This window comes from Pseudomonas sp. HMSC067G02, from assembly GCF_001813485.1.
Lineage (GTDB): Bacteria > Pseudomonadota > Gammaproteobacteria > Pseudomonadales > Pseudomonadaceae > Pseudomonas > Pseudomonas aeruginosa.
This window is the reverse complement of the sequence record NZ_KV812637.1, coordinates 13,273-27,246: the sequence shown is the minus strand read 5'-3', so window position 1 is coordinate 27,246 and position 13,974 is coordinate 13,273. Positions and strand designations below refer to the sequence as shown.

Sequence of the window (13,974 nt, the reverse complement as noted above, 5' to 3'; positions counted from 1 at the left end):
TTATCCGGGAACTCCGGGCAAAAGTCCCAGCTCTCCGCCGTACGCGTCGCTACTTGCCGGCCTCCCCGCCGCTCTCCGGCACGTAGATCATCCGTCCGTCGGCCAAGCGGTAGGTCACCCCGGCGCGGCTGCCCTGCCCTTCGCCGATCTCGCCGCTGGCCTGGTAGCGCTTCAGCTCCTTGCCATCCTTGACCAGCATGCGCATGTCCGCCTCGCCGGGATTCTCGACCACCACCACCTTGTCCTGGCTGAACGGGTTGAGCGGGTTCTGCACGATGACGATCAGGAGGATGCCGATCACCACCAGGAACAGGTCGATCAGGTTGACCATCGAGAGGATCGGGTCGTCCGCCTCGTCGTGTTCGAGGAAGCGCATCAGCCGGCCTCCCGCGCACGTTCGACGGCGCGCAGTTCCTGGAGCAGCCAGCGGCGACGCAAGGTAAGGATGAAGAAGGTGATGCTGGCGGCGACCAGGGCCAGGATCACCGCGGAAAACGCCACCACCAGGTTCTCGCCGATCCCCTGGGCGTCGTTGCGGGTCAGCGCCAGCAGTGCCGGTCCCATGGGGATCATGGTCGCCACCAGGCCGAGCATCGGCGCGCTGCGCGAGGTGATCCGCAGCCATTCCAGGCGCTGCATGATCCACAGTTCGAGGTCGTCGCTGTTGCCGCCATGCAGCGCCTGCCAGGCCGCCAGGCGCGAGCGGTAGCGCCCGCGACGGCGCTGCCAGGCTTCCATGGCGAAGCCGCCGAGGGCGACGAAGGCGTAGGCCAGCGCGGCGAGGATCAACAGCAGCACCGGCAGCAGGAACAGGCGGGTGAGTTCGTAGAGGCTGGTTTCCAGACCATTCATGAGCGATTTTCCATCGGACGACGATTGACTACGGATTGCCGGACGGCGCCGGCGGCGAACAGCGCGAGCAGCACGGCGGCGGCCAGCCGGAGCCACGGCTGCGGCTCGCCGGACGGCGGCGGCGCGACTTCTTCGAGGACGCGGCCGCTGACCGTTTCGCCGGCACCGGACGCGGCCGCGCCCTCTGCCTGCGCCGCGGCCTCGCCGAAACCGCCGGCCATCCGTTCGATGAATTCACGGGTGGTCGCCGCGCCGACCTCGCCGGCGCCGGCGGCCGCCAGTTGCCGCCAGCGCTCGGCCAGTTCGCGGCGGGTCTGCTCGCTGGCGTCCCAGTAGCCCTTGCGGATGGCCTCGGCCATGCGCGCGATGATCTGCGCCTGGGCGGTCGGATTGTGCGTTTCGAACCACTCGGCGAGACCCAGCTCGCGGCGGTCCATGACGAAGGTGTCGTGCAACGCCTGCCACTGGTCGGCGCGGACCATGGTGCGATCCGCCGCCTGCCAGCCCCACAGGTTGTTGGCCAGGTCGAGCATTTCCAGGCTGCCGGCGTAGCCCTCGCGCTGCATCGCGGCGATCCACTGCGGGCTGAGGTAGCGCCCGCGCAGCTCGCTGGCGAGGAACTGCGCGGCGGCCGTGGTGCGCGGCTGGCGCTGGCGCAGGTCGGCGATGTACAGCGCCGGGCTGGCGCCGTCGAGGTGGCGTACCGCCAGTGACAGGCCGCCGAGGTACTCGAACGGGTGGTCGGTGGAGAGCACGCCGTTGAGCGTCGAGGAGCGCGAGAGGATCGCCGCCTGTACGCCCTTCAACTGTTCGGCGAACAGGTTGCCGCCATCCAGCTTCACGCCCCAGTCGCGACTGCCATAGGCGTATTGCAAGCGCCCGAGGAACTGCTCGGCGAGCGCCGAGTCGTCGTCCCAGCGGGTGGAGTCGAGGGTCAGTTGCGTGACCCCGGTGCCGTAGTCGCCCGGCGCATTGCCGAACAGCCGCAGGCGCGACAGGCGCTGCGCCAGTGGCGCTTCGACGCCGCGTTCGCGCAGGCGCCGCTCCAGCGCCTGGCTGTTGCGCGCCAGCGGGTTGCCCGGCTCGTCCAGCGCGGCGAGGCGCTCGATGGCCTCGGCGAGCAGGCGCATGAAGCCGTCGAACTGGTCGCGGTAGACACTGGTCACCTGTAGCACCACGTCCACCCGTGGACGCCCCAGTTCCGCCGCCGGCACGATGTCCAGCGCCAGCAGGCGGCCACCGGCGTCCCAGCGCGGGCGCAGGCCGAGGGCGTGCAGCGCCTGGCTTTCGACGATGCCCAGGTGGCGCATGGTTTCCGACGACCAGAGGCTGAAGGCGAGCTTTTCCGGCGCCCTGCCCTGGTGCTCGGCGCGGTAGCTTTCCAGCAGTTGGCCGAAGGCCTCGGCGCCGGCTTCGTAGGCGGCGCGGGTCGGTACCTTGTCGGCCTCGAAGGCGAACAGGTTGCGCCCGCTGGGTACCTGCGGATTGCGGATCGGATCGCCGCCCGGCCCGGGCGCGACGAAGCGCCCGGCGAGGCCGGCGAGCAGCGCCTCCAGTTCGCCGGTGTCGGCGAGCTGGCGGTCCAGTTCGCGGGCGCGCAGCAACTGCTCGCGCAGGCGCGGATCGGCCACCTTGGCGATCTCGCCGCCGTCGCGCAGGTAGCGTTGCAGCGTGCGGTAGGCACGACCTTCCCGCAGCGCCCTGAAATCGGCGGCGAACAGTTCGTCGGGGTCGAGACCGAGCGCGCGGTAGTAGGGCTCGCCGAGCTGCTGCATGACGGTGCCCAGGCGCAGCTCCGGCGAGGCGGCGACACCGAAGGTGTGCAGCCCCAGCGGCATCGCCGAGCCGGCCAGTCGGTGCAGGTGGTCGTGGAGCACGCCGAGGAACGCCGGGAAATCCTCGCGCATCGCTGCCTCGCTCCAGCCCAGGTCGTCGTTCATGTGCGCCGCCCGCACCGCCGCGCGGATCTGCTCGGCGCTGCGTTCGCGCACCGCGCCCTCGTCCAGTTGCTGGTATTCGTGGATCAACTGGTGCAGGTCGCGCAGTTCGTCGTACAGCCCGGCCGGGGCGAACGACGGCGTCTGGTGGCTGACGGTGACCGCGCGCCCGCGCCGGCGCGCCTGGATCGCCTCGCCAACGTTGTCCTGGATGTACGGGTAGAACACCGGCAGGTCGCCGAGCGCCCGCAGCGGGTAGTCGCCCACCGCCAGCCCGCGGTCCTTGCCGGGTAGCCATTCCTGGGTGCCATGGGTGCCGAAATGGATCAGCGCGTCGGCGCCGAAACCCTCGCGGACGAACTGGTAGACCGCCAGGTAGAGATGGTCCGGCGGCACCGCGCTGTCGTGGTAGGCCTCGCCCGGACGGCCGGCGCGCGGCGGCTGCGGCAACAGCAGCAGATTACCCAGGCGCGCCGCCGGGAACACGAAGCGTCGCTGGCCGTCGATATCGCGCAAGGCCCAATGTCGACGCGGGTCGCCCCAGCGCGCGCGCATCTCCTCGCGCAGATCCGCCGGCAGCGCCTCGAACCAGTGCAGGTAGGCGTCCAGCGGCAGGCTCGCGGCGAGGCCGTCGCGATACAGCGCGTCCAGGGTCTGCGGTCGGTAGTAGCCGCCGAGCAGGCGCTGGGCAGTATCGATCAGCGCGCTTTCGTCGCTCGTCGCAACCCGGTAGCCGGCCGCCCGCAGCGCTTCGCCGAGACGGGCCAGGCTGGCCGGTACATTGAGATGCGAGGCGGCGACGTTCTTCTCGCCCTCCGGGTGGTTCCAGAACATCAGCGCCAGGTGCTTGTCCGCCGCCGGCAGGCGACGCAGGCGCAGCAGCCGGTCGAGCTTGTCCAGCAGGGCCTCGGCCTGCCCGGCCATCAGCTTCGGCTCGCCGTTCTCCAAGGCGCTGATCACCAGCGGATCGCTCATTCCCCAGGTTTCCGGCATGCCGAGGAAGGCCGCCGCGGTACGCGGCGCCACCCCGCTGGCGGCGGCCAGCCAGTCGGCCTCGTTGCCGTCGCGGTAGCCGAGGGTCTGCAATACCGGCACGTCCAGCGCGAGGAACTCGGCACGGCGCGCCGGGCCGTTCTGCAGGTGCTGCAGGTTGACCAGCGCCTGGACATCGGCGCCAGCGAAGGACTTCCTCAACGCTTCCGGATCGCTGTCGTCGAACCACACCGCCAGCGGCGCCTGGCCGTGCCGCTCGCTACGCCGCAACAGTTCGTCGATGGCGCCGGTCTGGGCATCGGCGATGGCGCCGCGCGGGATCAGGAAGGCGATGCGCGGGGCATCGCTGGCCCAGCGCGAGGCGCCCCAGGCCAGGTAGTCGGCGAGGCCGGCGAACGGCGCCGGTGCGTCGGGATGATAGAAGCCGGCCTGCGCCAGGGGCTGCGGCGCCGGCAACGCGTCGACGGTCAGGCCGGCATGCCAGCGTCGGACCGCCTCGAACAGCCGGCGCAGGTTGGCTTCGCCGCCGTTCGCGTAGTAGCCGACCAGGCGCCCGCCCAGCGCCGCCGGCAGGTTGCCGAAACCCGGCGGACCGCCGCCGACGCGGATCCAGGGTTGCGTCCCGCCTTGCAAGCGCTCGCCCAGCGCCCGCTCGACCTGGGCGCGATCGGTCGGCCGCGGCGTGTCGAGGATCAGCAGGTCGCCGCCGTCCAGCCAGTCGCCGGGCGGCGCATCGCCGATGCCGAGGCGCAGGCCGCGCAACTCGACACCGGCCTCGCGCGCCCAACCGGCTAGGCGCTGGTGCTTGCCCGGAAGGACGAAGTCGCTGCTGAGCAGACGCACCTGGGCCGGCTCCGCCCAGGCACAGAGACTGGCCAGCAGCGCGCCGCAGAAGAGTAGCGAACGGCGCATCAGAAGCTCGCCACCAGACCGAGATGGAAGGTCCGCCCAGGTTCGGCATAGGTGAAGTGCGTGTCGTCGTCGGCCAGGCGCTGGTCGCCAAGGTTCTCGATGCCGCCGCGCAGCGTCAGGTTCTCGCTGAGTTTCTGGCTCAGCTCCAGGTGCCACAGGCTGTAGGCCGGCAAGGCGTAGCCGACGTTGCTGCTGTAGGCCACCTGGCTGCCGACGTATTCGGTACGCAACTGGGCGCTGAAGCGCGCATTGGGGCTCCAGCGCAATTGGCTGTTGGCGAGGTGCCGGGAGCGGTCGCCGAGGCGCTTGCCGGCGGTGCGGTTGCGCGCGTCGAGGTAGGTGTAGTTGAGTTCCCAGCGCAGGTCCGCCGGCAGGTCCACGCCGCCGCCCAGCTCGAGGCCGCGGATCCGTGCCCTGTCGACGTTCTCGTAGTTGCGCACCTCGCCGCCGCGCACCCCGCAGCGCGCTACGCAGACGGTCTGGATCAGGTCGCGGACATCGTTCTCGAACACCGTGCCCTTCAGCGACCAGCCGTCGCCCTGGTAGTCGGCGCCCAGTTCGTAGGACGTATTGGTCTCCGGCTTCAGGTCGGGATTGCCGTAGATGGTGAAGCGCCCGCCGCCGCCGACCGCCGCATACTCCGGCGATAGCTGCTTCAGGCTCGGCGCCTTGTAGCCGCGGCCGACGCCGGCGCGCAGGGTCAGCGCATCGGAAAGGTGGTGCAGCAGGTACAGGCGCGGACTGCTTTCCCAGCCGAACGCCTCGTGCTTGTCGAAGCGGCTGCCGAGGGTCAGCGACCAGTCCGGGCCGAAGGCGATCTCGTCCTGCAGGAACAACGCCTTGTGTCGCGCGCTGGCGTCGCCGGCGGTATTCACCGAGCGATCCTCCAGTTCTTCCTTGCGCCATTCGCCGCCGAGGGTGAAGAGATGCCGCTCGAAGGCCGGCATGCTGAGGTGGCCGTCGACCACGCTGTCGGTAAGGCGCTGCGGGTTGCTCGGCGGTTGTCCGTCGGAACGCGCGTTGTGCCGCTCCAGGCGGTTGCGGTAGGTGCGCAGCTGGCTGCTGCCCCAGTCCCACTGGCCATTGTGGGCGAGCGACCAGCGCTCGCGTTCGATCACGTCGCGCGACTCGTAGTAGCGCGAGCGCGGCCCCCCGGTCTCGCTGTTGCGCCAGCGTCGTTCGCGCCCGCGCTGGTGGCCGAGGTCGATGCGCTGGGCGTCGTCCGGGGTCCAGCTGAGGTTCAGCCCGCCGCTGTCGGCGTTGCCGCCTTCCAGCTCGGAGAGCCGGCGCTCGTCGGCGTCCGGGGTTTCCTGCTGGCGGCGGCTCTCGCCGTTCAGGGCGAGGCCCAGCTTGCCGGGGACCAGCGGCCCGGCGAGATAGGCGCCGAGCTGGTGGCTCTGCCCGCCGAGGCCGTCCTCGCGCACGCCGCCATCGAGCAGGCCGCTGCCCGTCCAGGTATCGGTGGCGCGCCGGGTGATCACGTTCACCACTCCGCCGAGGGCTTCCGAACCGTAGAGCGAGGACATCGGTCCGCGTACCACCTCGATGCGCTCGATGCTCTCCACCGGCACCCAGCCGAGGTCGAAGTCGGAATGGGCGATGGCCCCGGACGAGGTGGAGATCCGCTGGCCGTCCACCAGCACCAGGGTGTGCTCGCTGGACATGCCGCGAACGCTGATGCCCCGCCGGGACATGCCGACGCCGTTGAACTGCAGGCTTTCCGAACCGCGCAGGGCTTCCTGCAGGTCGCGCACCGGGCGCCGCCGCAGGTCCTCGGCGGCGATCAGCGAAACGCTGGCCGGGGCGTCGCGCAGCTTGCGCTCGGTAGTGGTGGCGCTGACCACCGTCGGCTCCAGGTCGACCGGCGCGGCCAGCGCCAGGCAGGGAAGCAGGTAGAGGAACGGCACGGCGCGGGCCAGCCGCAGCGGAGGAAGACGGTGCGGGGAGGAATGGGGGGTCATGGTCGGCAGGTATGAATTATGAATATTTATAAGTTATAACATAACATTTAGTCGAATGAAGAATGCCCGCCGTTTCTTCTTCATCGAGGCCAGGGAACGTCTCGCTCGCCGTATCCCTCGAAGCACAGGACCCCACTCTCAACCGGGCATGCCCCCCAGGAGGAAAGATGACCGCAACCGAGCAGATCATGGCGCTCCTCGAACGCTGGGACCGCCAGCAGGAGGGCTACATCCGCCAGCGCGAGGAGCGCTACGAGGCGATGTTCCAGTTGCTCGAAGACCTCTTCGGCCGCGACGGGCGCTTCACCGCCATCGACGCCGCCTGCGGCCCGGGCTCCCTCGGCCGGCGCCTGCTCGAACGCTTCCCGGCAGCGCGGGTGGTGGCGCTGGACGCCGACGTCATGCTGCTGGAGATCGCGCGTACGGCGCTGGCCGGTTTCGCCGAGCGGGTCCGCGTGGTGGAGTGCGACCTCACCGATCCAGGCTGGACCGAACGGGTCGCCGAAGCGCGCGAGTCCCTCGCCGGCGAACGGCCCGCGGCGCTGCTCTCTTCCACCGCGTTGCACTGGCTGTCGCCCGCCGAACTCGCCGGGTTCTACGCCCAGGCCGGCGAGCTGCTCGCCCCCGGCGGCGTGCTGCTGAACGCCGACCACATGCGCTACGACCGACGCTGGCCGGGACTCGCGGAATTGTCCCGGAAGCACCGCGAGCGGGTCCTCGAGGCGTCCGTGGCCAGCGGCGCGGACAGTTGGGAAGACTGGTGGCAACGCGCCGCGCAGATCCCCCGGCTGGCCCCGCTGAAGGCGCAGCGCGACGCCCATTTCGCGCGGCGCCCGCTCAGGCGCGCCAGCGAAGACGAAGACTGCTCGCTCGATTTCCATCTCGCCGCCCTGCGCCAGGCGGGCTTCGCCGAGGCCGCCACGGTCTGGCAGCAGTTGGACAACTACGTGGTCTTCGCCCGCCTCGCCCAGGCCTGATACGCCGTCACCCGGGCGCGGGGAATACCTCCAATGGAACCCGGGCAATCCGCCGGACGTTGACGCAGATCAACGCCGGCTCGGCGTCGCTCGCCAGAATCCACAACATCTTGTTGTTTTGCAAAATCAAAACACATCATGTTGTGGAGAGATTGAAATGACCCAGCCCCGAAAGGCTACCTGGCCGGCCACCCTGCTCAAGCGCAACGGACGTGAAGTCCCCTTCGATCCCGGCAAGATCGAACGCGCCATCGCCGCCGCCGGCCAGGCCACCGGCGAGTTCGACCCGCAGCAGGCGCAGGCGCTCGCCGAACGCGTGGTGGAACGCCTGCCGGAACGCGCCTGCCTGGATATCGAACGGGTCCAGGACCTGGTCGAACGGGTGCTGATGGAGGCCGGCCACTACCCCACGGCGCGCGCCTACGTGGTCTACCGCGAACGCCACGGCCGGCTGCGCCGCGAGCGCAAGACCCTGGTAGACGTCGCCGCGTCGATGAACGAATACCTTTCCCGCGAGGATTGGCGGGTGCGCGCCAACGCCAACCAGGGCTATTCCCTCGGCGGGCTGATCCTCAACGTATCCGGCAAGGTCACCGCGAACTACTGGCTGGACGAGGTCTACGATGCCGACATCGCCGCCGCCCACCGCGACGCCGACCTGCATATCCACGACCTCGACATGCTCGCCGGCTATTGCGCCGGCTGGTCGCTGCGCACCTTGCTGAACGAAGGCCTGAACGGCGTGCCGGGGCGGGTCGAGGCCGGTCCGCCGAAGCACCTGGGCAGCGCCCTGGGGCAGATGGTCAACTTCCTCGGCACCCTGCAGAACGAGTGGGCCGGGGCCCAGGCCTTCAGCTCCTTCGATACCTACCTGGCGCCCTACGTGCGCAAGGACCGCCTCGACTACGCCAGCGTGCGCCAGGCCCTCCAGGAGTTCATCTACAACCTCAACGTGCCGTCGCGCTGGGGCACCCAGACGCCCTTCACCAACCTGACCTTCGACTGGGTCTGCCCGGACGACCTGCGCGACCAGGTGCCGCGCATCGGCGGCGAGGAGATGCCCTTCGCCTACGGCGAGCTGCAGGCCGAGATGGACCTGATCAACCGCGCCTACATCGAGGTGATGCAGGCCGGCGACGCCCATGGCCGGGTGTTCACCTTCCCGATCCCGACCTACAACATCACCCACGACTTCCCCTGGGACAGCGACAACGCCACGCGCCTGTTCGAGATGACCGCGCGCTACGGCCTGCCCTACTTCCAGAACTTCCTCAACTCGGACATGCAGCCCAACCAGGTGCGCTCGATGTGCTGCCGCCTGCAACTGGACGTGCGCGAACTGCTCAAACGCGGCAACGGCCTGTTCGGCTCGGCGGAGCAGACCGGCTCGCTGGGCGTGGTGACGATCAACTGCGCGCGCCTGGGCTATCGCCACCGTGGCGACGCCGCCGGCCTCTACCGCCAGCTCGACCACCTGCTCGAACTCGCCTTCGCCAGCCTGGAGCTGAAGCGCAAGGTGATCCAGCAGCACATGGATGCCGGCCTCTATCCCTACACCCGACGCTACCTGGGTACCCTGCGCAACCATTTCTCCACCATCGGCGTGAACGGCCTGCACGAGATGGTGCGCAACTTCAGCGACGACCGCGAGGGACTGCACAGCGAAGCCGGGCGCGAGATGGCCCTGGCCCTGCTCGATCACGTGCGCGCGCGGCTGGTGGGTTTCCAGGAGAACAGCGGGCACCTCTACAACCTGGAAGCCACGCCCGCCGAGGGCACCACCTATCGCTTCGCCCGCGAGGACCGCAAGCGCTATCCGCGCATCCTCCAGGCCGGCACGCCGGAGGCGCCCTACTACACCAACTCCTCGCAACTGCCGGTGGGCTTCACCGACGACCCGTTCGAGGCGCTGGAGCTGCAGGACGCCCTGCAATGCAAGTACACCGGCGGCACCGTGCTGCATCTCTACATGGCCGAGCGGATTTCCTCCGCCGAAGCCTGCAAGACCCTGGTGCGCACCGCCCTCGGTCGCTTCCGCCTGCCGTACCTGACCGTCACCCCCACCTTCTCGATCTGCCCACGGCACGGCTACCTGGCCGGCGAGCACGAGTTCTGCCCGAAGTGCGACGAGGAGCTGCTGCAACGCTCCACGCCCAAGAGCTGTTGCGGCGGCTGCGGCGGTTGAGTCGCCTGTCGTTCCTTTCATCCACCAGCAAGGAGTACCACCGATGAACCCCAACCAGTTGCCCGAAGGCCAGCGCCAGCGCTGCGAAGTCTGGACCCGCGTGATGGGCTACCACCGTCCCGTGGCAGCGTTCAATGCCGGCAAGCAGTCCGAGCATCGCGAACGCCGCCATTTCCGCGAGACGCGATGAGCGCCACGCTCAGGGTCGGGGGCCTGGTGCCCCTGACCACCCTCGACTACCCCGGCCTGCTCGCCTGCGTGCTGTTCTGCCAGGGCTGCGCCTGGCGCTGCCGCTACTGCCACAACCCGGAACTGATCGCGCCGCGCGGCGCGGAGGAAATCCCCTGGCCACGCCTGCTCGACTTCCTCCGCCGACGCCAGGGCCTGTTGCAGGCGGTGGTCTTCAGCGGCGGCGAGGCGACCCTGCAGGCGGCCCTCGGCGACGCCATGCGCACGGTCCGCGAACTGGGCTTCCGCGTCGGCCTGCACAGCGCCGGCATCAACCCCCGCGCCTTCGCCCGGGTGCTGGCGCAGAGCGACTGGGTGGGCTTCGACGTCAAGGCGCCGGCCGAGGACGTCGCCGCCATTACCGGCGTGGACGGCAGCGGCGCGGCCAACTGGCGCAGCCTGGAATACCTGCTGGACAGCGGCGTGGCCTACGAATGCCGGACCACGGTGCACTGGCGCTTGTTCGATAGCGAACGCCTCTGGCGCCTGGCGACGCGCCTGCGCGAGATGGGCGTGGAGCGCTTCGCCGTACAACTGGCGCGCCCGGCCCGCCAGCTCGATCCGCAGCTTCTCGCGAAGCCCGCGCCGCAGGGCGCTGCGCAGCTATGGCGAGAACTGGAAGAGCTGTTTCCCGCCTTCGAACTGCGCGACGCCTGAGCCTCCGGTTCAGCGGCGCCGCTCGGGCCTGCCAGCTCGCTCGGACAGGGCGGGCAGTCCCGACCAGACCTGCCCTTCACAAGACTCATACGATCGTACGAGAGCACCTTCTCGATTCCTAGTTGCGTCCAATTGTCGCGGACGGCGCCGCTCGCCACCCTTGCTCCAGATTCAGCGACCCCGGACCCGCGCCATGAAACTCACGCTCACCCCTCCCCTGACCCCCAGCCACTGGATGCGCTCGACCGACCTGGCCGACGCCGCCTGCGCCCCCCTCGTCGGCACCCACTCGGCGGACGTGGCGATAGTCGGCGGCGGTTTCGTCGGGCTCTGGACCGCCATCACCCTCAAGCAACTGGAGCCGGACGCACGGGTCCTGCTACTGGAGCAGGACGTCTGCGGCGGCGGCGCTTCCGGCAGGAACGGTGGTTTCGTGATGTCCTGGTGGCCGAAGATCGGCACCTTGCTGGGCTTCTGCAACGAGGCGCAGGCGCGCTTCCTTGGCGAAAGCGCGGAGCGGGCGATCCAGGAACTCGGGGAGTTCTGCGCGCGGCATGACATCGATGCGCACTTCCAGCAGAAGGGCTGGCTGTGGACCGCCACCACGGCGCGCCACCTCGACGCCTGGAACGATACCCTCGCCGCCTGCGAACGGCTCGGCGTCAGTCCCTTCGAACGCCTCGACGCCAGCGAAGTGGCACGCCGGACCGGTTCGCCGGTGCATCTCGCCGGGGTCTTCGAGCGCAGCAATGCCACCGTGCAACCAGCCTTGCTGGTGCAAGGCATGCGCCGCGTGGCGCTGGCCCTCGGCGTGGAAATCCACGAGCGCTGTGGCGTCAGCCAGATCGTTCCCGGCCAGCCGGCACAGCTGCTGAGCGCCGGGGCCCGGGTCCAGGCCAAGGCGGTGGTTCTCGCGACCAACGCCTGGTCGGCCGCCCTGCCCAGGCTCTCCAGGCTGATCGTGCCGGTGAACAGTTCCATCGCGGTTACCGAGGCGATACCGCAACGGCTGGAGCGAATCGGCTGGACCGGCGGGGAAGCCATCACCGATTCCCAACTGATGGTGGACTACTACCGCACCACCCGCGACGGGCGCATCGCCTTCGGCAAGGGCACCGGCGCCATCAGCTACGGCTCGCGCATCGGCCGGGTATTCGACGTCGACCGGGAGAGCCTGGCCCTGACCGAGGCCGACTTCCGCCGCACCTATCCCTCGCTAGGCGACGTCCCGCTGGTCGACGGCTGGTCCGGCCCCATCGACCGTACCTACGACAGCCTGCCGGTCTTCGGCCACCTGCACGAGAACATCCACTACGGCATCGGCTGGAGCGGCAACGGCGTGGGACCGAGCCGCCTGGGCGGGCGGATCCTCGCCAGCCTCGCCCTCGGCCGCGACGACCCGTGGAGCCGTTGTCCGCTGGTAGAACGCCGCTGCCGGAGCTTCCCCCCCGAGCCGCTGCGCTACCTGGGTGGCTCCCTGGTGCGCAACGCCGTCCTGCGCAAGGAACGCGCGGAACTCGCCGGTACCGCGCCCTCGGCCACCGACCGCTTTCTCGCGCGCTTCGCCCCCGCCGGCCTTGAAGACAAATCCTGAGGAGCCCATGGCATGAACCCTTCGCTCATCCGTCTCGACGACGAAAGTCCTTTCACCTCGCCCACGCCCGTCGGCCAGCCCCTGGGCGAACCGGTAGCCCTGACCCGTACCGCGGCCCACCGCCCGCTCGCCGACGGCAACGGCGTGACCGGCATCTGGGAATGCACCCCGGGGCGCTTCCGCCGACAGGTCGAGCAGGCCGAGTACAGCTACATCGTCAGCGGTGAAGGTCGCTTCACCCCGGACGAAGGCCAGGCCGTGGAGTTTCGCGCCGGCGACGCGCTCTATTTCGCCGCTGCCACCCAGGGCACCTGGGACATCCGCCAGACCGTGCGCAAGACCTACCTGATCTTCGACTGACCCCGAAGAACCGAACTCCACCGCCCTGACAGAGGAAACAAGAAATGGGTATGCGAGAAGCGAACGACAACGCATCGGGCCTCAAGGCCCATCCCCTGGGCTCGCTCGAGACGATCGCGATCATCATCGGCACCAACATCGGCGCCGGCGTGCTGAGCATGGCCTACGCCGCCCGCAAGGTCGGCTACGTGCCGTTGCTGGTATGCCTGGCCCTGACCTGCCTCTTCTGCATCGTCACCATGCTCTACGTGACCGAAGCCTGCCTGAGAACCCGCGGCAACAACCAGCTCAGCGGCCTCTCCCGGCGTTACCTGGGCCCGCTCGGCGGCTGGCTGATCTTCATCGCGGTGGCGGCCAACAGCTACGGGGCCCTGGTCGCCTACATGACCGGCAGCGGCAACATCATGCTCGAGTTCTTCGGCCAGTACGGCCTCACGCGCGAGGTCGGCAGCCTGATCTTCTTCGTCCCCTCGGCGCTGGTGCTCTACCTGGGCCTGAAGGCGCTCGGCGTGGGCGAGAAGCTGATCAGCGCCGGCATGGTGGCCATCGTCTGCATCCTCATCGGCGCGACCCTGATGCACGACGACGCCCGTCTCGCCCACCTTTGGCAGAGCCAGTGGCAATACGTGGTTCCAGTGTTCAACCTGGCGGTCTTCGTGTTCGGCGCGCAGTTCCTGGTTCCGGAGCTGGTGCGCGGCAACCTGGCAACCCCCGCGCGCGTGCCGCGCCTGATCGTGGTCGGCATGCTGCTGACCTTCCTGCTGGTGGCGGCCATTCCTGCCTCGGTCATCGCCCTGGTCGGCCCCGACAACCTCAGCGAGGTGGCGACCTTGAGCTGGGGACGCTCCCTCGGCCAATGGGCCTACTACGTGGCGAACACCTTCGCCTTGCTGGCGATGCTGACCTCCTACTGGGGACTCGGTGGGTGCCTGTTCACCAATATCTTCGACCACTTCCGCCTGGGCAGCGAAACCAACCGGCGCAAACGCCTGGCGGTGCTCGCCGCGGTCTCGGTCCCGCCGTTCCTGCTGGCCTATGCGGGGCTCGGCGGCTTCGTGAACGCGCTGTACTTCGCCGGTACCTTCGGCGGCGTACTGATGGGCATCATCCCCATCCTCCTGCTCAACGCGGCGCGGCGCCACGGCGACCAACTGCCGGCATTCAGCTGCGGCTGGTATGCCCATCCGCTGATACAGGGGCTGATCGTCCTGGTGTTCGCCTCCAGCGGGGTCTACGCGATCGCCTCGGCACTGGGGATGCTGCCCGCCAGTTGGTGACAGGGCGCGCTGCCTGCGCCCGGGGCGATTACACTGAAGGC

At 69.4% G+C, this 13,974-nt stretch carries 11 protein-coding genes; 7 read left to right on the top strand and 4 right to left on the bottom strand.

From position 1 onward, the window contains the following. Nucleotides 1-49 precede the first annotated feature (49 nt). Genes HMPREF2914_RS06805 through HMPREF2914_RS06790 form a run of 4 tightly spaced genes read right to left on the bottom strand, consistent with a single transcriptional unit; the run spans nucleotide 50 to nucleotide 6,655 of the window. Nucleotides 50-376, bottom strand: a complete 327-nt coding sequence (locus HMPREF2914_RS06805) for a DUF2149 domain-containing protein (protein WP_003088238.1) — start codon at nucleotides 374-376, stop codon at nucleotides 50-52. Further along, a complete protein-coding gene (locus HMPREF2914_RS06800) occupies nucleotides 376-852 on the bottom strand; it encodes a MotA/TolQ/ExbB proton channel family protein (RefSeq protein WP_023091914.1) in 477 nt (158 codons plus the stop codon). The genes HMPREF2914_RS06805 and HMPREF2914_RS06800 overlap by 1 nt, the downstream gene beginning before the upstream one ends. Then, a complete protein-coding gene (cobN, locus tag HMPREF2914_RS06795; RefSeq protein ID WP_023091915.1) occupies nucleotides 849-4,694 on the bottom strand; it encodes a cobaltochelatase subunit CobN in 3,846 nt (1,281 codons plus the stop codon). Before cobN ends, HMPREF2914_RS06800 begins: the two co-directional genes overlap by 4 nt. Beyond that, nucleotides 4,694-6,655 (bottom strand): TonB-dependent receptor domain-containing protein, encoded by a 1,962-nt coding sequence (locus HMPREF2914_RS06790; protein WP_023091916.1) that lies wholly within the window; start codon nucleotides 6,653-6,655, stop codon nucleotides 4,694-4,696. Before HMPREF2914_RS06790 ends, cobN begins: the two co-directional genes overlap by 1 nt. Nucleotides 6,656-6,822: 167 nt before the next feature. Here HMPREF2914_RS06790 and HMPREF2914_RS06785 point away from each other — a divergent pair, with 167 nt between their 5' ends. The 7 genes from HMPREF2914_RS06785 to HMPREF2914_RS06755 all read left to right on the top strand — a co-directional run bounded on the left by HMPREF2914_RS06785 (nucleotide 6,823) and on the right by HMPREF2914_RS06755 (nucleotide 13,933). Further along, entirely contained in the window at nucleotides 6,823-7,632 is an 810-nt protein-coding gene (locus tag HMPREF2914_RS06785) for a class I SAM-dependent methyltransferase (protein WP_023091917.1), read from the top strand. A 157-nt stretch (nucleotides 7,633-7,789) separates the two neighbouring features. Beyond that, nucleotides 7,790-9,817, top strand: a complete 2,028-nt coding sequence (locus HMPREF2914_RS06780; RefSeq protein ID WP_023091918.1) for a ribonucleoside triphosphate reductase — start codon at nucleotides 7,790-7,792, stop codon at nucleotides 9,815-9,817. A 43-nt stretch (nucleotides 9,818-9,860) separates the two neighbouring features. Next, nucleotides 9,861-10,007: an anaerobic ribonucleoside-triphosphate reductase gene (nrdD, locus tag HMPREF2914_RS06775; RefSeq protein ID WP_003088212.1), complete on the top strand. Its 147-nt coding sequence runs from the start codon at nucleotides 9,861-9,863 to the stop codon at nucleotides 10,005-10,007. Then, a complete protein-coding gene (locus HMPREF2914_RS06770) occupies nucleotides 10,004-10,702 on the top strand; it encodes an anaerobic ribonucleoside-triphosphate reductase activating protein (protein ID WP_015503073.1) in 699 nt (232 codons plus the stop codon). The genes nrdD and HMPREF2914_RS06770 overlap by 4 nt, the downstream gene beginning before the upstream one ends. A 193-nt stretch (nucleotides 10,703-10,895) precedes the next feature. After that, the gene (locus HMPREF2914_RS06765) at nucleotides 10,896-12,296 is read left to right on the top strand and encodes an NAD(P)/FAD-dependent oxidoreductase (protein ID WP_023091919.1); all 1,401 of its coding nucleotides are present in this window, start codon (nucleotides 10,896-10,898) and stop codon (nucleotides 12,294-12,296) included. 12 nt (nucleotides 12,297-12,308) lie between these two features. Next, a complete protein-coding gene (locus HMPREF2914_RS06760) occupies nucleotides 12,309-12,656 on the top strand; it encodes a cupin domain-containing protein (protein ID WP_003088200.1) in 348 nt (115 codons plus the stop codon). A gap of 44 nt (nucleotides 12,657-12,700) precedes the next feature. Beyond that, complete coding sequence (locus HMPREF2914_RS06755; RefSeq protein WP_003139822.1) at nucleotides 12,701-13,933, top strand: aromatic amino acid transport family protein; 1,233 nt, start codon at nucleotides 12,701-12,703, stop codon at nucleotides 13,931-13,933. Nucleotides 13,934-13,974 lie beyond the last annotated feature (41 nt).

Coding starts and splice junctions, on each gene's coding strand:
- HMPREF2914_RS06790 (WP_023091916.1), bottom strand. CDS start 6,655: ATGACCCCCCATTCCTCCCCGCACCGTCTTCCTCCGCTGCGGCTGGCC.
- HMPREF2914_RS06770 (WP_015503073.1), top strand. CDS start 10,004: ATGAGCGCCACGCTCAGGGTCGGGGGCCTGGTGCCCCTGACCACCCTC.
- HMPREF2914_RS06780 (WP_023091918.1), top strand. CDS start 7,790: ATGACCCAGCCCCGAAAGGCTACCTGGCCGGCCACCCTGCTCAAGCGC.
- HMPREF2914_RS06755 (WP_003139822.1), top strand. CDS start 12,701: ATGGGTATGCGAGAAGCGAACGACAACGCATCGGGCCTCAAGGCCCAT.
- HMPREF2914_RS06800 (WP_023091914.1), bottom strand. CDS start 852: ATGAATGGTCTGGAAACCAGCCTCTACGAACTCACCCGCCTGTTCCTG.
- nrdD (WP_003088212.1), top strand. CDS start 9,861: ATGAACCCCAACCAGTTGCCCGAAGGCCAGCGCCAGCGCTGCGAAGTC.
- HMPREF2914_RS06765 (WP_023091919.1), top strand. CDS start 10,896: ATGAAACTCACGCTCACCCCTCCCCTGACCCCCAGCCACTGGATGCGC.
- HMPREF2914_RS06785 (WP_023091917.1), top strand. CDS start 6,823: ATGACCGCAACCGAGCAGATCATGGCGCTCCTCGAACGCTGGGACCGC.
- HMPREF2914_RS06760 (WP_003088200.1), top strand. CDS start 12,309: ATGAACCCTTCGCTCATCCGTCTCGACGACGAAAGTCCTTTCACCTCG.
- cobN (WP_023091915.1), bottom strand. CDS start 4,694: ATGCGCCGTTCGCTACTCTTCTGCGGCGCGCTGCTGGCCAGTCTCTGT.
- HMPREF2914_RS06805 (WP_003088238.1), bottom strand. CDS start 376: ATGCGCTTCCTCGAACACGACGAGGCGGACGACCCGATCCTCTCGATG.